The 20,404-nt window shown below is 44.6% G+C and carries 16 protein-coding genes and 1 pseudogene; 13 read left to right on the forward strand and 4 right to left on the reverse strand.

Going from position 1 to position 20,404, the window contains the following annotated elements:
* The first annotated feature begins 133 nt into the window (after nt 1-133).
* Together AB4503_RS20200 and AB4503_RS20205 are read left to right on the forward strand one after the other, a co-directional pair.
* Nucleotides 134-1,465 (forward strand): MFS transporter, encoded by a 1,332-nt coding sequence (locus AB4503_RS20200; protein ID WP_017067511.1) that lies wholly within the window; start codon nt 134-136, stop codon nt 1,463-1,465.
* 191 nt (nt 1,466-1,656) lie between these two features.
* A complete protein-coding gene (locus AB4503_RS20205) occupies nt 1,657-2,538 on the forward strand; it encodes a multidrug transporter (protein ID WP_372115641.1) in 882 nt (293 codons plus the stop codon).
* On the opposite strand, the gene AB4503_RS20210 is transcribed toward AB4503_RS20205, so the two are convergent.
* Entirely contained in the window at nt 2,507-3,715 is a 1,209-nt protein-coding gene (locus tag AB4503_RS20210; RefSeq protein ID WP_372115642.1) for a GGDEF domain-containing protein, read from the reverse strand. The genes AB4503_RS20205 and AB4503_RS20210 overlap by 32 nt on opposite strands.
* A 319-nt stretch (nt 3,716-4,034) precedes the next feature.
* Between AB4503_RS20210 and AB4503_RS20215 the strand changes: the two genes are divergently transcribed.
* The 7 genes from AB4503_RS20215 to AB4503_RS20245 all read left to right on the forward strand — a co-directional run bounded on the left by AB4503_RS20215 (nt 4,035) and on the right by AB4503_RS20245 (nt 13,573).
* A complete protein-coding gene (locus AB4503_RS20215) occupies nt 4,035-4,823 on the forward strand; it encodes a phytanoyl-CoA dioxygenase family protein (RefSeq protein ID WP_372115643.1) in 789 nt (262 codons plus the stop codon).
* Nucleotides 4,824-4,843: 20 nt separating this feature from the next.
* Complete coding sequence (locus tag AB4503_RS20220; RefSeq protein ID WP_017059992.1) at nt 4,844-5,833, forward strand: zinc-dependent alcohol dehydrogenase family protein; 990 nt, start codon at nt 4,844-4,846, stop codon at nt 5,831-5,833.
* Nucleotides 5,834-6,134: 301 nt separating this feature from the next.
* Nucleotides 6,135-8,039: a bifunctional UDP-sugar hydrolase/5'-nucleotidase gene (locus tag AB4503_RS20225; protein ID WP_372115644.1), complete on the forward strand. Its 1,905-nt coding sequence runs from the start codon at nt 6,135-6,137 to the stop codon at nt 8,037-8,039.
* Between the two features lie 745 nt (nt 8,040-8,784).
* Nucleotides 8,785-9,483 (forward strand): ABC transporter ATP-binding protein, encoded by a 699-nt coding sequence (locus AB4503_RS20230; RefSeq protein ID WP_372115645.1) that lies wholly within the window; start codon nt 8,785-8,787, stop codon nt 9,481-9,483.
* A gap of 8 nt (nt 9,484-9,491) precedes the next feature.
* Complete coding sequence (locus AB4503_RS20235) at nt 9,492-12,026, forward strand: ABC transporter permease (protein ID WP_372115651.1); 2,535 nt, start codon at nt 9,492-9,494, stop codon at nt 12,024-12,026.
* A gap of 11 nt (nt 12,027-12,037) precedes the next feature.
* Nucleotides 12,038-13,159 (forward strand): lipocalin-like domain-containing protein, encoded by a 1,122-nt coding sequence (locus AB4503_RS20240; protein WP_371721032.1) that lies wholly within the window; start codon nt 12,038-12,040, stop codon nt 13,157-13,159.
* 204 nt (nt 13,160-13,363) lie between these two features.
* Nucleotides 13,364-13,573, forward strand: coding sequence for a hypothetical protein (locus tag AB4503_RS20245; RefSeq protein ID WP_048609786.1), 210 nt, complete (start codon nt 13,364-13,366; stop codon nt 13,571-13,573).
* Nucleotides 13,574-13,852: 279 nt separating this feature from the next.
* Here the strand turns inward: AB4503_RS20245 and AB4503_RS20250 are convergent, their stop codons facing one another.
* Nucleotides 13,853-14,641, reverse strand: a complete 789-nt coding sequence (locus tag AB4503_RS20250) for a helix-turn-helix domain-containing protein (RefSeq protein WP_029235520.1) — start codon at nt 14,639-14,641, stop codon at nt 13,853-13,855.
* 98 nt (nt 14,642-14,739) lie between these two features.
* Here AB4503_RS20250 and AB4503_RS20255 point away from each other — a divergent pair, with 98 nt between their 5' ends.
* From AB4503_RS20255 to AB4503_RS20270, 4 genes and pseudogenes are all read left to right on the forward strand, one after another.
* A complete protein-coding gene (locus AB4503_RS20255; protein ID WP_372102771.1) occupies nt 14,740-15,633 on the forward strand; it encodes a DMT family transporter in 894 nt (297 codons plus the stop codon).
* Nucleotides 15,634-15,681: 48 nt separating this feature from the next.
* Nucleotides 15,682-15,936 (forward strand): annotated as a pseudogene (locus AB4503_RS20260) (peptide ABC transporter substrate-binding protein); the annotation flags it as partial.
* Nucleotides 15,937-16,341: 405 nt separating this feature from the next.
* Nucleotides 16,342-16,845, forward strand: a complete 504-nt coding sequence (locus AB4503_RS20265) for an acyl-CoA thioesterase (RefSeq protein ID WP_019822926.1) — start codon at nt 16,342-16,344, stop codon at nt 16,843-16,845.
* A gap of 237 nt (nt 16,846-17,082) precedes the next feature.
* Nucleotides 17,083-17,355, forward strand: a complete 273-nt coding sequence (locus AB4503_RS20270; protein ID WP_019822928.1) for a hypothetical protein — start codon at nt 17,083-17,085, stop codon at nt 17,353-17,355.
* 561 nt (nt 17,356-17,916) lie between these two features.
* On the opposite strand, the gene malG is transcribed toward AB4503_RS20270, so the two are convergent.
* Entirely contained in the window at nt 17,917-18,807 is an 891-nt protein-coding gene (gene malG, locus AB4503_RS20275; protein ID WP_048610621.1) for a maltose ABC transporter permease MalG, read from the reverse strand.
* Nucleotides 18,808-18,818: 11 nt separating this feature from the next.
* The gene (malF, locus tag AB4503_RS20280) at nt 18,819-20,390 is read right to left on the reverse strand and encodes a maltose ABC transporter permease MalF (RefSeq protein ID WP_372115646.1); all 1,572 of its coding nucleotides are present in this window, start codon (nt 20,388-20,390) and stop codon (nt 18,819-18,821) included.
* Nucleotides 20,391-20,404: the final 14 nt, after the last annotated feature.

A 20,404-nucleotide genomic window follows, 5' to 3' on the forward strand; every position in this document is an offset into this window, starting at 1 on the left:
ATTTTTACTTTAATTGGTATGAGTTCGAAGATCACCCAAACCAGATATTTTAGGGATTTGACAACAATTCCATGATTTAAAAGAGTAAAAGGGTTATACATAATGATGTGTTATCTAAAATACTGAAATTATCATGACGCTCAAAGAGATCCTTAACATTCCCAATGTCCGCTACTTCTTAATGTTTCGAAGCAGCTACTTTGCGCGTTTTTACTACCCTATATTCACCCTACTCTATTTAGATTACGGGCTAACTCTTTCTCAATTCGCGATGCTCAACGTAGTGTGGGCAGCCACCATTGTGCTTGCTGAGGTGCCGTCGGGCGCGTTCGCTGATACCTTAGGCCGCAAGAAACTGGTGGTGCTGTCTTCGATTGTAATGTTTGTTGAGATCGCGATGATAGCGCTAGTACCAACCGGAAACCCCGACTTGGTATTCATGGTCTTTCTAATTAACCGGATTCTCAGTGGCTTAGCGATGGCACTGGCCAGCGGCGCCGACGAGGCATTGGCTTACGACACTTTAAAGGAACAAGGCAATGAAGAGTTGTGGCCGCGAGTGCTGCAAATCCAGCTTCGTGTCGCCTCAACCGTCGGTATCTTTGTCACATTGATTGGTGCGGCGATGTACGATGTGAACTTCATGGCGAACATCTTTGATTTCCTTGGACTAGCCGAGCCAGAAAGCACCAAAGACCTGATGCGCATTCCCGTATTCGCCACCCTATTTGTCGCGATGCTCGCCATCTATGCCGCGATTAATATGCGCGAAGAGAAAAAGCTGATGCCAAGCGACCAAACCAAATTGGCAACCACCATCTCAAGTCTTAAATTGACGATCGATGCAGGTAAATGGGTATTCGCTACGCCTTACGTGCTGTTCATCTTGCTCTACTACAGCCTATTCGAACACACCTCACGCATGTTCCTAACCATGAACAGCCAATACTATCTGGCCATTGATATTCCAATTATCTACTTTGGTTTTATTGGTGCGGGTATCAGCTTGCTTAAGATTATATTGGCAGGACAAAGCCGAAGATTAGCAGAGAGTATGGAGGCTAAAACCTTCATTGTGGTTATGGGATTGGCAAGCATGGCGACTTATTACTGGATCAGTTTAGGTTGGTCGATTTACGGAGTCATTCCGGCACTAGTATTAATCTTTATCATCATGACGATGAACATTTTCATCAGCTACCACCTGAATAAAAAAACCGAATCACACAACAGAGCCACCGTTCTTAGTTTCAAAGGTTTGATGTTTAACCTCGGATACGGTCTGATCGGTATCTTGTACGCTTACTACTATAAGTTGGTGTCTCAGGGCTACACCGAACAAGAAATAGAACAGAACCTTGCCTTCTTGGCCTCACTGTCTTCTTTTTTCTATTACTTCACCTTACTGTTCGTTTTGATCAGCGCGCTGTTCTACTTCAAGAACAGAAAAGAAGCGATTTTCTAAACAATCGATTGATGTCGAGTGACAAGTAAATGAAGCCGTTAAGGTTTACAGCGCAAGTTTTAAAGACCGAATATTCTTCAAAACCGAGCGATTCACGCAACTGACTATTGCTTATTAAAAGAACAAGTCGCTTCTTATATTGGTTTTATTTGTTAATATAATCAGCAAATTACATAACACATGGACGCGTCATGTCTTTTAGTTGGATAGCCTTTACTCTCCTTGCTGCCTTTAGCCAATCTTGGCGCAATGCCTTTCAAAGTAAATTAAGTGGCACCATGAGCGTGGCTGGCGTGACGTTGGCGCGTTTTATTTGGGCTGGCCCAATCGCCCTTATTTACCTCTACACCCTCTATCAATGGCAGCCAGTCTCCGCACCGGATTTTTCGGGTGAGTTTGTTTTCTATATTGTTGCTGCCGCCATCATGCAGATCCTCGCGACCGGCTTAATGGTGATGCTGTTCAAGCTAGAAAACTATGCGATAGGCGCAGGATTAGCCAAGTGTGAAGCCCCCGTGTCTGCGGTGCTATCCGTATTGTTTTTTGGTACTGCTTTGACACTAACAGGTTGGGTCGGCGTACTTATTGGTACTTTAGGCGTGCTAATCATGAGTAGTTCTTCGGGTTGGCGAAGCTTGTCTCCGAAAGTATTTTTGTTAGGTATGGCGTGTAGTACCGCCTTTGCTTTAACGTCTCTTTGGGTACGTGAAGCCAGCTTGAGCATAGGGTTGCCCTTCCCTCATAGCGCCGCATGGGTGCTGTTCCTCGTCATTTCCCTTCAGACAGTGATTATCTGTACGTATCTCTTTTTCAGAGAACGCGACACGCTGCGCCTGATATTCAAGAAGTCGAAACTGGTCGTAATGACAAGCCTAGCGAGTGTTATCGGTTCTCTGGGTTGGTTTAGCGCAATGTCACTTCAAGCCGTTCCGTACGTAAAGACGCTTGGGCAAGTCGAAGTGATCTTCATGGTGTTGATATCCTACTTCTGGTTAGGACAAAGCATCGCACGCAAAGACATTCTTGCACTCATCTTACTCTCTATTGCAGCGGTATTGGTGATGTGGCAGTGACGATCTCGTTAATATGACTAGGACAAATTGAAGTCATATTGCGACCGTTTGTTTTCGCTTGATATAACGCTTTGTCGGCTCGAGTAATAAACCCATCCCAATTCTCATCTGGGTGAAGCTGAGCGACACCGAAACTCGACGTCAGAAACATCTCATTCCCTTGTACGGCTGAGATCTCTGAAATAGATAATCGCAGCTTACAAGCAATAGCCTGTGCTTGTAGGAAATTAACATTGGGCAATAAAATCATTATCTCGTCTCCGCCAAAACGAAACGCACTGGCTGTTGGCGATGTTTTGATTGCACTTTGAACCATTTCAGCAAAAGACTTGATCACGAGATCACCCACAATGTGTCCGTGTTGGTCATTGATCGACTTAAAGTTATCAATATCCATCATAATGGCACTAACAGGTGCAGTCCCCGCCTGCTTCATGACGACTGGAACCATTTCATCTAAAGCTCTGCGGTTTCCAAGTGCCGTTAAAGGGTCGCTGTAAGACAGGTCATGAATAGACCTAAGCAACCTTGCATTAATCAACCAGAGCATTGTGAAGCTCATCGACACGATAAGAACAATACTCATTAAAAAGGCAAGTTGATGAATGAGTGCGGCTGCCATGAAATCCTGAAGCTCAGTTGAAAATAGCGTCACCAGTACTCGGAAAACCATAAACCCACCATATATCAAAAATGATAAGGCCATCATTCGAGTTGCTAGGGTCAAGTCATCACGTTGACCCTTTAACACCACAAAGGCAGTGCAAAGAGTCACAAAAGCCAGATATAAACTAATGAGAATAATTCGAGCTTTGATGGAAGGTTCATAGTACGTGAAGTGAATAAAACCTAGCAAAAGAGCCAACATCATCAGACTGCTGAGGTAGGTGCATTTTAGGGAATATTCTCGAAACAGGCACAAGCTATACAAAGCGAGATGAAAGCCAAGCGCAATGACCATGTTGGCGCCAATAACAGTGATCCAATCAGGGAGTTCCCCTCTTAGGCTCAACATCAACGGCCCACTTCCGATAACAAATATTGAAATGGAAAAAATTGAAAGCCCTTTAATGGACTGTTGGGTAAATTGGAACAGCAACAAGCCAACGCAGTAAATGAAAGAGAACAAAATAATAATAAAATTAAGTGTTCTCATATCCAGCGAAAAACCATCCATGATTTTCTATCTTCCATACGCAACCAAATTTCAACATGGTCAATAATCATGCAAACCACAAAAACATTCACCATGTGAATCTTTTTATTTTATAAAAAAAGGGGGTAGATCACATATGCGGAGATTTTTATCGCATGAGTCCATGATATGGATAGGCATGTAACACTCGCCCCCATAGAGTTTTATCGCATCACTGAATCTACAGGCTTCTGCACTCGTTACTTGGTTGAATGACGACTGTCTGGCATTATGCGCCCAAGAAATCTCTAGGGCTGTTGACCTTAGTTATTATACAGCAAAGAATGAACGAAGGTAGTCAGTGGTAGAAAACAGCCAACAATTAAGTGACCGTTACGACGAACATGGTTACTTTGTTATCAGAAATTATTTCAATGAAGCTCAAATTGCATCGCTTAGAAAAGTCGTGCTGAAATTTCATGAATCATGGAAAGCAGACAACGAAGAATTCTATAAAGAAGAAGCATTTAACTCGTCTTTAATTACGGGAAGCGAGTATTTGCCTGCCGACGATAGAAGCGTGCTTTTCGACTTCATAAGCTCGAAACAAGTGATGGATGTGGTTGATGCGGTGATTCCGAACAAGCCGGCATTCATGAATACACAGCTGTTTTTCAACCCAGTAAACCCGCAGCAAAAAGACTTCTGGCATCGTGACTGTCAATACGACTACGACATTGATGACCAGATGAAAGTCATCATGGAAACCCAAGTATTGCATCTGCGAGTGCCCCTTTTTGATGAGCCCGGCATGGAACTTATCCCCGGCACGCACAAACGTTGGGATAACGAAGAAGAGTACAATGTTCGCCAAGAAGAAAACGGCAAAGTGAGCAGCGATGACATCTCTGGTGGTAAGCAGATACCGTTAGCCGCAGGTGACTTATTGGTGTTTTCAGCGGATATGATCCACCGAGGCCGATATGGCTTGGATCGTTTGGCTTTGGATATTTTGATCTTCGATTCGGCGGCAGACTATGTCGACTACGTTGATGACGACTGTTTACCGACGCCAGCTATGTTAAGCAATTTTAGCGACCCAAGGTTGTTTATGAACACGCTACACTTAAAATCAATGCAGTACTCATAATCCATAAAGGTGCCCAAACTATGACTGACACTAAGCAAAATACCCGAATTAGCCAGTTCCGTTTCGGTCAGCCAAAAGAATCTCTCAAGTTAGAACATGTCGCTTTAGGGGTACTAGACAAAGATAAAGTTCGCGTACAAATTGAAGCGACTAACATCAACCCTAGTGATCTGTTGTCGATTTATGGTGTGGGCCAATACAAACATAGCCATCAGCCGCCGAGAGTACCGGGATTTGAAGCGGTAGGAAGGATTGTAGAATCCAGCAGTGCTGAGTTTATAGTGAATCAACGAGTGCTTGTGGCAACCAGTGGAACATGGCAGAACTATGTCGATGTATCACCAGATGATCTGTTCCAAATTCCTCAACATTTAGACAATGGCTACGCCTGTCAGTTGTACATTAATGCGCTAACCGCATGGGTGCTAACGACAGAAATAGCCAAGCTGACCCAAGAGGATGTGTTGATCATCAACGCGGGCAGTTCAGCCATCGGTAAGATCTTCTCCCAGTTATCAGCATCACTCGGCTTCAACATCATTGTCGTTACATCACAGCAGACACAATACCCTGCCACTTCCTGTTGGGTGATAGATGCGAACGCTGATCTAGTTTCTCAAATTAAGGCATTAGGCTTGCCTATGCCAACCGTTGCCTTTGATGCGATTGGCGGCTCACCCGGAACCGATCTTGTTCACACCCTTGGCAACAACGGGCGCTTTATCAACTATGGGACGCTGTCGTTGGATTTTTACGAGCCACGCTTCTTTGAGTACGCGAAAAACCAACACATCGATTTCAGCACCTTCTTCTTGCGTTATTGGGAGGAAGCAGAAGGTAAAGATGTTCGCCGTGATAAGTTCACGACCATGCTAGATCACTTCATCACAAACGACATTCAGCTCGACGTTGACCGCTATCTACCATTCGATGAAGTGCAAACCGCGATTGATCTCATTGAATCGAAAACCACACGCCTAGAGGGCAAGATCATCTTACTGCCACAGTAAGTGAGAGTTGGACGATATATACCTTGTTTATTTCAACAGGCAAGACGTTCAACAGCTTACAAGCGTGCTTGTTAATACACCATCGCTTAGGAAGTTTGATTAAAGAAATCGAAGATTGAAAAGATAGCGAAGAGTTGTGGTGCATTTCTCCATAACTTAAGTGGTTACGAGATGGTCATGAATCACATTTATTTGAAACATCAATTAGTTATATCATTAGAAATATGATACTGATCACCCATAAGATAACCTCGATTCTATATGGTAGCGTCATACTTAAAACCACGATGTGAACATACTTATGAAAAGACACATACTATCAAGCGCCATCCTACTCTCTCTAGCCTTTCCCACCTTTGCAGCTGATGGCGATATACACGATGTCACGATACTGGGTACTTCAGATATCCACGGTCATTTTATGGCGTGGGATTACGCGGCAGATAAACTCAACACGCGTGGTAGCTTGAGCCAAATCGCGACCAAAGTTGGTGAGATCCGCAAAGAGCAATCTAACATTATCCTTGTCGACGCTGGCGATACCATCCAAGGCAACTTCGTAGAAACCTTCAAAGACGAGCCCGTTGATCCAATGATGCTTGGCTTTAATCACATGAAATACGATGTGTGGGTTTTAGGTAACCACGAATTCGACTTTGGCCTCAAAACCCTCAACAGGGCCGTTACCCAATTTAAAGGGCAGTCTCTCGGTGGCAACATCAAGAACAAAAACGGAAACCCATTCTTGCCGGGTTACACCATCCTTGAACGCGGTGGCATTAAGATCGGTGTGATAGGAATGGATACCCCAATGACGGAGGTCTTTGCGCAAGGTACCAACCGTTTAGAAGGCGTCACTTTCACTAATCCAACCTTGGAAGTGAAGAAAATCGTCAAAGAAATTGATGATAAAGTGGATGCCATCGTATTGGTTGCCCATATGGGGATTGAGAACGAGAATGACATTGCTGACACCGGTGTCACCGACATTGCCAACGCAAACCCAGAGCTCGATGCCATCGTCGCTGGCCACATGCACACTCGCATCGATAAAGCTGTTGTGAATGGCGTTATTATTACTGAACCCGACAAATATGGCCGCGCCCTATCTCGTATTGATCTTCAATTTGAAGAGCGCGATGGCACATTCACTCTCGTCAACAAAGACAGCCTCACCTATAAAATTAAAGGTATAGATTCTGATCAGAATATGGACGAGCTATACCAGCCTTATCACAAACAACTCCGAGAAATGGCGAACAGACCTGTCGCTCAGCTTACCGGCGTTGATTTAGTCCCTGAAAATGAAATCCGCGGTATCCCTCAAGTCCACGTTCAAGACACAGGCATCAGTGCGCTATTCCAAGAAGCGAGCTTCTTCTATGCACCTAAAGCCAATGTCATCGCACTTCAAATAGACAACGACAATGCAGAGCTCGATGTTGGCCCAATCAAAGCCAAAGACATCGCGTACAACTACCAATACGCAGGTGGCGAAATCACTGTCTACCAGATGACAGGAAAAGAGTTAAGAACCTACATGGAATGGTCTGCGGGCTACTTCAACTCAGTGCAACCCGGTGATGTAACCTACAGCTTTAACCCTGAACGCAGAGCATCAAAATACTCAACCAATGACTTCTTCGCGGGCGTGACTTATACCATCGACCTCACTCAGCCTGCAGGTACACGCATCACCAACCTCGCGTTTGCAGATGGCACACCGGTTACTGATCAAACAGAAATCCGTATTGGTATGAATAGCTATCGAATGGGTCATCTAACCAAGAAAGGCGGCGTGCTAGAAGGTGAATCGTTCCCTGTACTCTTTGATACGGAAGCAGAGTATGGAGAAGAAGCAGGCACAATCCGTAATATGACCATCAAGTATCTCAAAGAAGAAAAGAACGGTCAGTATGAAGGTAAAACTCAGCAGCGATGGGCACTTTCTGGTTTAGAGAGCCGTTACAATGAACAACGAGAGATAGTGAAGTCATTGATTAATGATGAAACCATATCAATCCCGACCAGTGACGATGGCCGCTACACAAACATCGCTTCTATCAACGTAAAAGAACTGATGTTCAAATCTGACGAAGCCAAACAAACAGCCATAACCACACGCGAAAAGAAACTGGCGCAGGCGACTGAGCAAGAGAGCAAACAGATCAAACGCGAAATCACTCTGATTGAAGCGCTCAATTAATCCCTGACCTCAACTAATAGCGACTTAACGACGCTTAGAGCGTGGTTAGGTCGTTGATTACGGAAAGTTGAGTACGATCCATATTAAGTGACGTTGAAAAATAGAAGTAAAAGCAGACTCTTTGACACACTCATTACTATTGTAAGCAAGTACTTTGCAACTTGAAGGCTACACCGCCTCCCCCCCCCCTTTTTAGTAAAACCTAATAAATCAGATAGTTATCCACAGGTAGCCCCATTTCTTTATCTTGCCTTCCATAACATGCATGTTGATAATACGAAGAATCTCTCACATAAGGCGAGAGCTTCTTTATAGGTAATAATATGAATAACCCTGAATTGGTTTTCGCTATCGCTGCTTTGTTAGGTGCCTTAGCAAAATTAATCCTCGCAATAAAGTCCAAGTAACTAGATTTTCTTGGGCCTTACTAACCCTGATTGGCTTCAACCAATCGGGGGCGTTTTCTTTTAAAACGAATTGGAATTGGGACAATTTTTAACATAGATATTTATTATCTATAAACAGCCCCAAAAGCCTCTGAGGTGACTCTAAGCTCCCACAAACACCTGTATTCCTCCTCACACTGATCTATTTCTCTCTTTTCGCAGTACAAGTTATTAATTATTCGATATAAATCGCTTTCTTTTTCAAATTGTTGTCTACAGTTTTATAGAGCTTGTCGCTTCAGTAATTGCCACAAGTAACGACACCTTTTGATGGTAGGTTTTGGTTATAAGGAAAGGAAATGGAAAGCCCAATTGTCACACTCACACATGCCAGCAAAAGCTTTGTTGATGGTAAAGACACTCATAGCGTGTTGGAAAATGTCGACTTCGCTTTGGCAACAGGGGCAAGCGTGGCTTTGACAGGGGCGAGTGGCAGTGGAAAGAGTACTCTGCTTAACATCATTGCGGGGTTTGAACCTCTATCCGGTGGAGAATTGTGGCTTGATGGCGAGAACACATCAAATTGGAAAGATCCACAATGGAGCCGATTTCGTCATCAAAAATTGGGCGTTATCTTTCAACAGTTCAACTTATTGACCCCACTCAACGTAAAACAAAACATCGCCTTCCCTCTTCATTTAAATCAACAGAAATGGAGCGACTGGTGCGATTATTTAGTTGATGCATTGGGCATCAGTGAGCTACTCGAAAGACACGTATCCGCACTCTCTGGCGGTCAGCAACAACGGGTGGCAATAGCGCGTGCGCTTGCCCATAAACCCAAACTACTGCTTGCCGATGAACCCACAGGCAACCTCGACCACAAAGCAGGCATTGAGGTAATGAAGCTGCTGAGTGAAATCACTACACAAGGCAACACTGCCGTGCTTTTGGTTACGCACAGCCCAGAATGCGCCAGCTTTATGCAGACAAAATTGGTGTTAGATGATGGTTGTTTAAGGAACGCCGATCTAACCCCAAGAGCAGCAGCGTTGTGAGTAATCCAATGAAGCAAACTGGCTTCGCTCAGAACCAGCTCACCCATACCAAACTGACTCTGAATCTATTCGCGGCGCACTATCGTCAATCACCATTGCAAGCCGCAGCGATTCTGATCGGCATTGTGTTAGCGGTCACCTTGTTTGTCGCAGTGCAAGCCATCAACCTCAATGCCAAGCGCAGTTATGCAGAATCGACCGAGCAACTTAGCGCTCAAGCGCAGAACCTTATCATTCCACCAGCAGGGCAAAACTATTTGCCGGAATCGCTCTACTTCAGCTTAAGACAAAGTGGATTAAGCGCAGCGCTACCTGTTATAGAAGGGCGAGTAAGAGACGAGCAAGGTCGACGTTGGTCAGTTCAAGGCAGTGAGTTGATCGCCGCCCTCACTTCAAGATCTCGTCACGCTCGCGTCGACGAACAAAGCAACACTCAAACCAAAGAACCAAACATGTCCCTGTTCTACAATGCCTTACCTTTGCCGCAACTCTTAGCGGGTGAACCCATTGTGATGATGAGCCAGTCGCAACACCAGAACTTGGGAGGAGTAGACACACTCACTTTGGATGAAGTGCTCACTCAAGTGGTAGTGCTACCAGATGAATGGCAGCTAGGTAGCCGAATGTTGATGGATATTGGGTTCGCTCAGCAACTGCTTAACAAGCAAGGGCAACTGAGCTACATCGCTATTTTTGACACTAAGAGCGACACTAAGAGCAATCCTCAGGATAAATGGCAAAGCCTTATTGGCGAGCAAGGACGATGGATTTCCAACAACCAAAGTACGGATCTGGGTTCAATTACCGATAGCTTTCACCTCAATCTCACCGCCATGAGTCTGTTGGCGTTTTTGGTTGGCCTATTCATCGCTTACAATGGTGTGAAGTACAGTTTACTGAAGCGTAATCGGCTATTGGTGCAAATTCAACAAGCCGGCATTGCGCCAAGCATCGTGTTTTCAGCTCTGTTAGTCGAGCTGACTCTTTTAGTCACACTAGGCGCGTCGCTTGGTTTCATTCTCGGCATCCAACTCAGCCATTGGCTGCATCCAACCGTCGCGATAACACTTGAGCAACTTTATGGTGCAACACTGCTTCCCGGTACATGGCAGTGGCAATGGTTAGTGCAGGCACTGCTACTCACGCTGGCCGCAACGCTTGTCGCTTGTTGGCAACACTTTAAACAGCGGGTGCGACAACCCCTCTCTTCCCATGGCGGTTTCTATCAAGCGCCGGAAACGCCTAACGAAAATCAGCTGTTTGTTATCGGGTCAGTATTAACTATTCTCGCGTTAGCAGGTTTATGGATGAGCGAACATCATCGCTTCACCATGGCATGGCTCGGTGTGTTAGTGGTATCGATTCCTTTGTACCTGCCCAAAACGCTAAGCGTGCTAGCGAACTGGAGCGAAAAACGCACCCAATCGGGGTTAATACAATATCTGTTTGCTGAGCTACGTGAACTTATTTCCCCTCTCTCCCTTGCCATGATGGCGTTGCTTCTCGCTGTCACCGCCAATATCGGAATGAATACCTTAGTCGGCAGCTTTGAATCCACGTTAAAGCAATGGCTTGAACAGCGCTTACATGCCGATATTTACGTTAGCCCTGCCCAAGGTGAAATCGCGAATGTGGAACGTGCGTTAGAGCAGTTTGAAAATGTTGAAACCGTTTATAAGCAATATTATGTCGATGATAACTTGCAGGGCTTACCTACTTTGCTCGGCACCAAAGACAAAGACACACTTGAGCAAACCATGGTATTTCAATCCCACCTTGATGATTTCTGGACGCGCTTTTACCAAGGTGAATTCGTGGCGATCAGCGAACCTACGGCAGTGAAGCTCGGCTTGCCGCTTGGAAGCCGACTCAAGCTCGACGCGATCCAAGACAAAGCGCTCATCGTCGGGGCGATTTTCCACGATTACGGCTCACCGAATGGCGAAGTGTTACTTGCACCTAATTTGTGGATCGAAAGCGGATTTACTGACTTACCCACCAGCTTGGGAATCAAAGTCTCTGGCGACCCACAAGTGGTGTACGAACAGTTACGCCAACAACTCAATCTGCACCCAGGTCAGCTTTACAATCAAGCACAGATCAAATCGATCGCGTTGGATATATTCTCACAAACTTTTGCCATCACGCGGGCGCTTAATGGCGTCACATTAATGGTGGCGGTGATTGGGTTGTTCTGCGCCTGTTTCATGTTGCTCGATGCACGTAAAGCCACCATTGCAAGGCTGTATGCACTCGGTGTTAGTCAGAAAAAATTGATGGCAATGGTGGTCGGGCAAATCGTTGTTCTGGTCGCCTTCACTCTGGTTATCGCTTTACCACTCGGCGCTATGGTCGGTTATGTGTTGACGGACATCGTTACCCTACGCGCCTTTGGTTGGAGCTTAAATTACGTATGGAATTGGAGTGATGCACTCAGCATCGCAACCATCACCATTTTAGTGGCAGTGATTGCGACCTTGATTCCACTGTGGCGTTTGGTCAGCAAACCCGTGGTATCCAGTTTACAGAGTGAGGTGTTGTGATGAATCGAACAATGAGAGTTTTCGTTCTCACACTTGGCATCTTGCTCCTTTTAGGGTGCGATGAATCCACTCAACCATCAGCTCAAAATATGGGCTCAATACTTGGCACTGGAAAACAAACCGACGATGAAACACAAAAAGAGACTGATCAATTCACACCGGTAGTTAAAGGTATCGACATCGCCTTCCCTGCCGACCATCAAGCACATCCAGATTTTCGTCATGAATGGTGGTATTTAACCGCAAACTTAATTGATGAAGAAGACAATGTGTTAGGTGTGCAATGGACACAGTTCCGCTTTGCGGCTGCACCACATGAAAGTGGCAATAGCACCAAGGAAACTACGTGGCAAAGTCAGCAGATTTACATGGCGCACAGCGCTGTCACCACTAAAAATAAACACTATGCCGATGAAAAATGGTCACGTGACCAAGCTGAACTGGCGGGTGTAAGCGATTCGCCGTTTCGTGTTTACCTCGATGATTGGCAATGGACGTCGACGACCGATGACCTGTTCCCAGCTACATTGGTCGCTAACTCGGGTCAATTTGGATATTCGCTTAAGTTAACCAACAACGCGCCATATCAAAAGCAAGGCGAACAAGGCTACAGCACTAAAAGTAGCGATGGCAAAGTGGCTTCCTATTACTACAGCCAACCATTCATCAATGTATCGGGCGAGGTAACTATTGATGGCGTCACCCATCAAGTTTCCGGCAAAGGTTGGATAGACAGAGAATGGAGCTCGCAGTTTTTACTCGACTCGCAACAAGGTTGGGATTGGTTTGCGCTAAGGCTGAGTGATGAAACCAGCTTGGTGGTATTTCAACTTCGAAACTCAACTACAGGCAAAGCCAGCTATTCTCATGCGAGGTTGATGAATCAAGATGGCTCCGGCATCGCGATTAAGCAGCAAGACATCAGCTTAACCGCCATCAAGCAAACTAAAATCGACGGGCGTGACTACCCAACAGAGTGGCAAGTTTCGATTCCAAGCCAGCAAATAGAACTGACCGTCTCGGCACTCAATCCAAATGCCAAAATGCCGCTGTCGGTTCCTTATTGGGAAGGGCCAATTGAAATCAAAGGTTCTCATTCTGGGTCTGGCTATATGGAGTTGACTGGGTATTAGATTGTGTATTAATACAGGTGGAATCTAACAACAAATACATCGCGATAACCATCAACTAAAACACTTTCAACCAAAACCTCCACCACGGAGGTTTTTTGTTATTCCATATGTTCTATTTACCTTAACGCCTGTTGAAAAATATCTAATTTAACCAAACACTGGGCTCCCCTAAAATACCAATCAAATGGTTAGAGGAGATAGAACATGCTTAGCTCAGTGCACAATGACGAACTTAACAGATACATCGAGAAACTAGACTTAAACCTTACCAAGGATCAGGTTCGTGAACTTGGTTGGCAGCAAAGTAATGAAGAGGTAGGAAAAGAAAAAACAGTATTAGGCTCGTGGTTTTTCTTTTCTTTCTTTGGCTTATGTACGTCTGCATGTCTTGCGCTGCTAATGTATATCTCATGAAGATAAACAAAACAATGACCACGTATAACCAGCATGGAACCTTCAATTGGTTCGAGGTCGACGGAGAAACGTACATACTGTTCAAAGTGAGCAGCAACAGTACTCTATTGAACCAACACTATGAGGATGTCACCGAACAACAGAGCGAAATATATGGGCTGTTAGGGGCGATTCCATAAGCTCATACTGCACGTATTCACTTATGGTCTATCTATTCACTTGTGGTCTATCTACGCACTAACTAGCGCAAACATCCGTTCTTTTGGCAACAAGACCGAGCTACAACAAACGGTTCTTATACTGCTCTGGCGTTTGGTTCGCGTAACGTTTGAACATGGTGATAAATGGGCTTGCTTGGTTATAACCCAATGTAAGAGCAACCTCTTTAACCGATTGGCCGTTTCTCAACAAGTCCATTGAGTATAGGTAGCGCACTCGCAGTCGCCACTCGGTAAAGCTCATTCCAAGCTCGGTCTGGCAGTGGCGAGAAAGGGTTCTTTCCGTGGTGTGGACACGTTCAGCCCAATCTTTCAGCGTCACTTCATCGGTTGGGTTCTCTTCAACAGAAGCCAATATAGGCGCTAGATACTTATTATCGGTTGAAGGCAAGAAGTGGTGTTCAACCTCACGCTGCGCAAGTTGGTCAAGCAGTACCTGAACGAGCCTTTGGTCTTGCTCGGTTTCCGCAACATTGATCCCACGATCGCGAAAATCATCGATAATAGAAGACACAATCGGCGTGATCTTTATAAGGCTGGTTTTATCTGGCAGGTGTTGCGTGAGTTCTGGGGCGATATTTAGTGAACAGTAGTCCAAAGGCTTACGGTTATAACTGCAATGCATCACCCCGGCCGGTACCCAAATCGCTAGATGTGGTGGCGCTAGAAATCGAGTGCTTTCCGCTTCCATCTCTAATATACCACCACTGATCAATTGAACCTGTCCCCATGAGTGGCTATGAACTCGGGTTTCAGTGTTCGAAAGAAACGCTTCAAAATTCATAAATACGTTGGATGGTGCCTTATCAATTAATAAGGATGGATGAAGGTTTCTGGAGTGTTTTTTCAAACTTGTCTTCCTATCGCGCTTAATGTCTTTATAAAGATACTTGTAAGTATAACGACCTGTCAAACTAGCCGCATCAACTCATTCACCACGGAATTCACATGCATTACCTATTACCATTTTTTACAGTCTGTATCTGGGGCGCCAATGCAATCGTCAACAAGCTTGCTGCAAACACCATAGAACCTAGCGCGATGAGTTTTTACCGCTGGTTTTTTGCGATGTTAATTCTCACGCCTTTCTGTATTCGCCCGGTGATGAAGCAGTGGGCTGTCATTAAGCCAAACCTATCGAAATTAGCGTTCCTCGGCTTTTTGGGCATGGTGTTGAACCAATCTCTAGGTTACTACGCCGGCTTAACCACAACCGCTTCCAACATGGCATTGATCACGTCTCTAGTCCCGTTGATCAGTGTATTTCTAAGCGTTCCTTTGTTGCACAAGTCCATTTCTAGTTTAAGTATTGTTGGCGGTGTGTTGTCACTGTCAGGCTTAGCTCTGATGTTAGGCAAAGGCGACCCTTTGTTCTTCATGCATCAAGAATTGACTCAAGGCGATGGCTATATGCTGATTGCGGCCTTTGTTTATGCTTCTTACTGTGTGCTATTGAAACGCTGGAAAATGCCCATCAGTAGCTGGGTGGTGATTTACATTCAGGGTCTGTTTGCTGTCGCGATGCTTACGCCACTTTGGCTTACCAGCGAACAACTGTTACCACCGCAACAAGCGATCCCATTGATAGCTTACGCCGCGGTTGCCGCTTCGATTTTAGCGCCTTGGATGTGGGTGAAAGCAATTGACACCATTGGTGCTGACTCAAGTGCGATGTTCATGAATTTGCTTCCGGTTGTTGCGATCGTATTAGCCGCGACATGGCTTGGTGAAGAGATTAACCAGTTCCACATCATTGGTGGTGTGATGGTGATTTCAGGTGTCATCCTTGCTCAAATCAGAAGAAAACCAAGGCTTGAGGCTCCTCTCCCTCAACAAAGCTAAACGCATTACCCAACGCTCACATTAGGGTAAAAATTCAAACTCACGTTTCACACAGCAAATGAGAGTGGCTACTGTAATCCATACTATGATGAGCCCTTACAGCAAGCGAGTAAAACGGAAGATTAGTCTAAACGCTTTACTTTATATCAGCACGATGAGTCGTTACTCAACTATTCTTCAGCAGTTATACCTTTATATCATTACAATCACACACGATTAGTACGAAATACACTAAAAGGCTTCCCAAACAATAATCCGAAAGGAAATATCTACGCGAAGGATCTATACTTTTTAAAACAGTAAAAGTGAGCTGATAAGAAAACAATAATCACTACCACTTTAGTGGTATCTGAGATACAGCCACTTTAACTAAACCAAATCAACAGCGGTTGGTTGGCTAACACAAAAAAGTACCGACATGAGTACCACACGGCTTAGAAACACCTAGCATTACGCTAGGTGTTTTTTTGCAATCGACCTATCTAGTGACTTAATCAGTATTTCTATTCTCTTGCTTGATATCACTTCATCCATGTTTGCCATTCGCCTGATACGCCTTTAAGCACCAATATTCATCAACTGATCATCTGTTTGAAAAAAATAGTCTTAACCATGAGATTATCCGCTTTAACTTATGTCATCTTAAGTATATTGTTACTAGCAAGTAACAAGCATGTTACGCAGCAAAATAATAATGAAGGAAGATAGATGAGCAGTAGCAATAGCCGACAAGATGGTAAACGAGACGTTACTCTGCGTTTTTTAGCTGAACCCGGGGATGTGAACTTTGGTGGTAAAGTTCATGGTGGTGCAGCAATGAAGTGGATCGATTTAGCAGCCTACGCTTGTTCCGCAGGTTGGAGCGGTAAATACTGTATAACAGCCTATGCAGGCGGAATTCGATTCGTTGCCCCAATTCATGTAGGCAACCTTGTGGAAGTAAGTGCAAAGGTCATTTACACAGGTTCATCTTCAATGCATATCGCTATCGACGTGCAAGCAAGCGACCCTAAAGAGCTCAATAACCGCCTAACAACTCACTGTATCGTTATTATGGTCGCTGTCGATGAGAATGGTAATCCGACTAAAGTGCCAGAGTGGATACCAGAGACGCCAGAAGACATCGAATTACGAGATTCGGCTATTCGCCTAATGAACATGCGAAAACAGATTGGTGAAGAGATGGAAGCTCACGTGAAGTACCTGAAATAAGGTCCACCAGCAGCCCTCCCCCTATAAAACTTTATTACAATGCCAAGCGCCTGCTTGGCATTGATCTATTTGATACCTTCGTGCTCTACACCGCCAAATCCGCTGCACACCCAATACAGACGATAAGAGCGTGATACCCAGCCAAAGGTTGAAATGAATCGGCACTTGTTCACTGATTTATTTTGACTGTAATAAAGTCGTCATTTTGCTCTGATTAAATACCGCCAATCATAATAGATGCATTTGAATTTCTTGGAGCCACTCTTGAGCGTCATACGCCCCACTCTTAGCGAGTCTACACTGAACAATTTAAAGGCTGTTGAGTACCAATGGGTTAGAACTTTGTACGTCGAAGGCTACGACAGCAATGAAATCAACCACTATATCCAAACGTGTTTCGGTGGAGATCCGACATTTGCCGATCTATTTCGTCGCGTGGCACTCGATCAAGAAAGTATCTATGTGTTGTTGCAACACTTAGGTTGTGCTCCTTCTAGTAAAGAGTTCTAACTTCTAAGTCCAACCAAAAACCAGAAGCATAAATAAACCTACCTCCATAATCATCATGAATGTCACTTGAATATTTTGTAACTACCTCTCGCTTACCCATACATTTTCAGTGCAATTTCAGGTTTTGTTGCATACAAATCATTGAAGTATCACGCATTGGAATATTCACAACATATCAATAGTACAACAGCCACTTATACTGAGTGTCTGATTTGTGAGACTAGTTCATTTCTACAAGTAACCAAAATGAAGTGGTCGGTATTTAGGAGAGAAGTAACTCGAAACTTTGGGTTTTAAAGTAGATATGAGCGCGATAGTTAACGAGTAACGCTGACACAAAAAACAAAAAGTAGCAGGCATAAAAAAACCCAAGTAAATACCTGGGTTAGAGTTACAAAAACCACTAATCATTAATAGCGTAAGGAACCTGATTAGTAGCCAGCTATGCGTAACCTGAGGGTTATTTTTATTACTGATCGGCGGCCAAACCAAATGATGTAATAAAAATGCCAATATAGAGCGACCTAACGGTCGCTCTTTTTCTTTCTTATAGAGTACAGCTTATCCTTTTACACCACCTGCCGTCAAACCACCAACTAACCAACGTTGAGCAAGTAAGAACACGATAGTAATCGGAAGTGCTGATAGTACAGCCGCTGCCGCAAAGTCACCCCATAAGTAGTTCTGAGGGTAGAGGTATTGCTGCATACCTACCGCTAGTGTGTAAGAGTTCACATCCGATAGAAGGATTGAAGCAACTGGCACCTCACCAACAACACCAATGAAAGATAGGATAAACACAACCGCTAGGATTGGCACAGACAGCGGTAGTAGAACCAGTCTGAATGCTTGCCAAGGCGTTGCACCATCAAGGGCAGCTGCCTCTTCCAGAGAGTTATCAATCGTTTCAAAGTAACCTTTAATCGTCCATACGTGCAGTGCAATACCACCTAGGTAAGAGAAGATTAGACCACCGTGCGTATTCAAGCCTAAGAACGGAATGTATTGACCAAGTTTGTCAAACAGCGCGTAGATTGCTACAAGAGCGAGTACTGCTGGGAACATTTGGAAAATCATCATCGCTTTCAGGATAGTTTCTTTACCTTTGAAGCGCATACGAGCAAATGCGTAAGCCGATGTTGTAGACAATGCCACAATTAAAATAGAGGTAATACCGGCTACTTTTATTGAGTTCCATAACCAAGTCAGTACTGGAAACGGAGGTGGCGTTACCGAGCCATCAGCGTTCGTCACTGACATACCTAATGCTAGCTTCCAGTGTTCCAAAGATGGGTTATCTGGAATCAAGCTACCGGTTGCAAAGTTACCTTCACGGAATGAGATAGCAATAATCATTAACAGTGGGAAAATAATGAGCGCTAAGAAGCACCACAGCGCAAAATGCGTTGCCCATAGTCGGTATTTAAGGCCTTTACCTTGTACCATAGCCATTGTCGTGCTCCTTAATCTTGAGTCAGTTTAGTGAAACGAAGGTTTAGTAACGCTAGTGCACCAACCAGTAGGAAGATAAGCGTTGCGATAGCACTTGCTAGACCGAAGTCTTGACCGCCGCCGCCTTCGAATGCGATTCGATACGTGTAACTTACAAGCAAGTCTGTGTAACCCGCTGGCTCAGAAGTACCAATCATGTTCGGGCCACCGTTAGTCAATAGTTGAATCATTACAAAGTTGTTGAAGTTAAAGGCAAACGCTGCAATCAATAGCGGTGTAAGCGGTTTAATCATCAATGGGAACGTAATGCGCTTGAAGTTATCAATGAAGTTCGCACCATCAATCGCTGATGCTTCGTACAAGTCTTCAGGAATCGCTTTTAGTAGACCCATACACAGAATCATCATGTAAGGGAAACCTAGCCATGTGTTAACAATCAACACCATGGTTTTTGCAAGAATCGGGTCTGAGAACCAGTTAGGACTTAAACCAAAGATACTCTCAAGCACCATGTTGATCTCACCAAAGCTTTGGTTGAATAGACCCTTAAAGATAAGAATCGAGATAAACGCTGGTACGGCGTAAGGCAGAATCAGCAGAACACGGTAAACTGCGCGGCCTTTCAGCTCTTCCCATTGCACAACGTTCGCCAGAATCAAACCAATCGCAAGTGTGAAGGCGACAGTACAAATCGAGAATACAACCGTCCATATAAAGATGCTAATAAACGGTTCTTTAATGCCGTCATCTTTCCAAACACGTTCGAAGTTAGCTGTTCCGATTTCTACAACAAAACCTGGAGAGATGGTGTTACCCGTAAACTCACCTTTATCATCAACTGGTTGATAGAAACCCACTTCCATGTTTGGCTTCAAGGTTTCGCCAGATTCATTGTTGTATAGCGTTTCACCGTCATCCTGAATGGTGTAAAGCGGAGCAACGGCAGCAAACTTACGTAAGCCACTCATGCGGATGTCATCACCGTTTGGCAGATGGAAATCAACACCACTGATCGCTGAACGGTTTTGGATGATCGCTTTGATCTTCTCTTTTTCACCTTGCGCAGACTCGATTGCTGATAGGTCCATGTCTGTTGCTGTCATACCTTCTAGAGAAAATACGTCAGTTGCCAACAGCTGGTCGCCATCTTTCACTACGATCTGGTGACCGTCATCTGTTTTGTACAAAGCAAATGGGTAACTTTCACCGCTTTGGAATGAACGGTCTAAAAGAACGGTTTGAGTACGCTCTAAAGAAAGCTGGTTTTTTGCACTGTAGTTAGTAAACGCAAGCCCTACGGTGTATGCCAATGGGAAAAGAATGAATAAGATCATTCCGGCAATACCTGGGTAAATGTAACGGTGGGCGTAAGTTTTCTTACTGCCAAAAATGTAAAGTGCCAAAGCCGTTAAGATCACCGTAAGCAGCGCAAATGCGAGCTCACCGCGAGAATACATTAAAATTGTAGCGTAGCCGTTAATTAAACCAACACTACCAAGCAACCCCCATTTGATGAAGACGCTTTTACTGCCTGGAAGGCTTAATGGTGCCGGGATCGCATCTGAACCTTGAACTGACTGCATAGAGGAACCTGCTA

The organism is Vibrio sp. 10N.222.55.B11 (assembly GCF_041473705.1).
Taxonomy (GTDB): Bacteria; Pseudomonadota; Gammaproteobacteria; order Enterobacterales; family Vibrionaceae; genus Vibrio; species Vibrio crassostreae_C.

Bases quoted from the DNA above. Each gene is read 5' to 3' on its own strand.
- AB4503_RS20200 (WP_017067511.1), top strand. From the start codon at position 134: ATGACGCTCAAAGAGATCCTTAACATTCCCAATGTCCGCTACTTCTTA.
- AB4503_RS20205 (WP_372115641.1), top strand. From the start codon at position 1,657: ATGTCTTTTAGTTGGATAGCCTTTACTCTCCTTGCTGCCTTTAGCCAA.
- AB4503_RS20210 (WP_372115642.1), bottom strand. From the start codon at position 3,715: ATGGATGGTTTTTCGCTGGATATGAGAACACTTAATTTTATTATTATT.
- AB4503_RS20220 (WP_017059992.1), top strand. From the start codon at position 4,844: ATGACTGACACTAAGCAAAATACCCGAATTAGCCAGTTCCGTTTCGGT.
- AB4503_RS20225 (WP_372115644.1), top strand. From the start codon at position 6,135: ATGAAAAGACACATACTATCAAGCGCCATCCTACTCTCTCTAGCCTTT.
- AB4503_RS20230 (WP_372115645.1), top strand. From the start codon at position 8,785: ATGGAAAGCCCAATTGTCACACTCACACATGCCAGCAAAAGCTTTGTT.
- AB4503_RS20235 (WP_372115651.1), top strand. From the start codon at position 9,492: ATGAAGCAAACTGGCTTCGCTCAGAACCAGCTCACCCATACCAAACTG.
- AB4503_RS20240 (WP_371721032.1), top strand. From the start codon at position 12,038: ATGAGAGTTTTCGTTCTCACACTTGGCATCTTGCTCCTTTTAGGGTGC.
- AB4503_RS20245 (WP_048609786.1), top strand. From the start codon at position 13,364: ATGCTTAGCTCAGTGCACAATGACGAACTTAACAGATACATCGAGAAA.
- AB4503_RS20255 (WP_372102771.1), top strand. From the start codon at position 14,740: ATGCATTACCTATTACCATTTTTTACAGTCTGTATCTGGGGCGCCAAT.
- AB4503_RS20265 (WP_019822926.1), top strand. From the start codon at position 16,342: ATGAGCAGTAGCAATAGCCGACAAGATGGTAAACGAGACGTTACTCTG.
- AB4503_RS20270 (WP_019822928.1), top strand. From the start codon at position 17,083: ATGCATTTGAATTTCTTGGAGCCACTCTTGAGCGTCATACGCCCCACT.
- malG (WP_048610621.1), bottom strand. From the start codon at position 18,807: ATGGCTATGGTACAAGGTAAAGGCCTTAAATACCGACTATGGGCAACG.
- malF (WP_372115646.1), bottom strand. From the start codon at position 20,390: ATGCAGTCAGTTCAAGGTTCAGATGCGATCCCGGCACCATTAAGCCTT.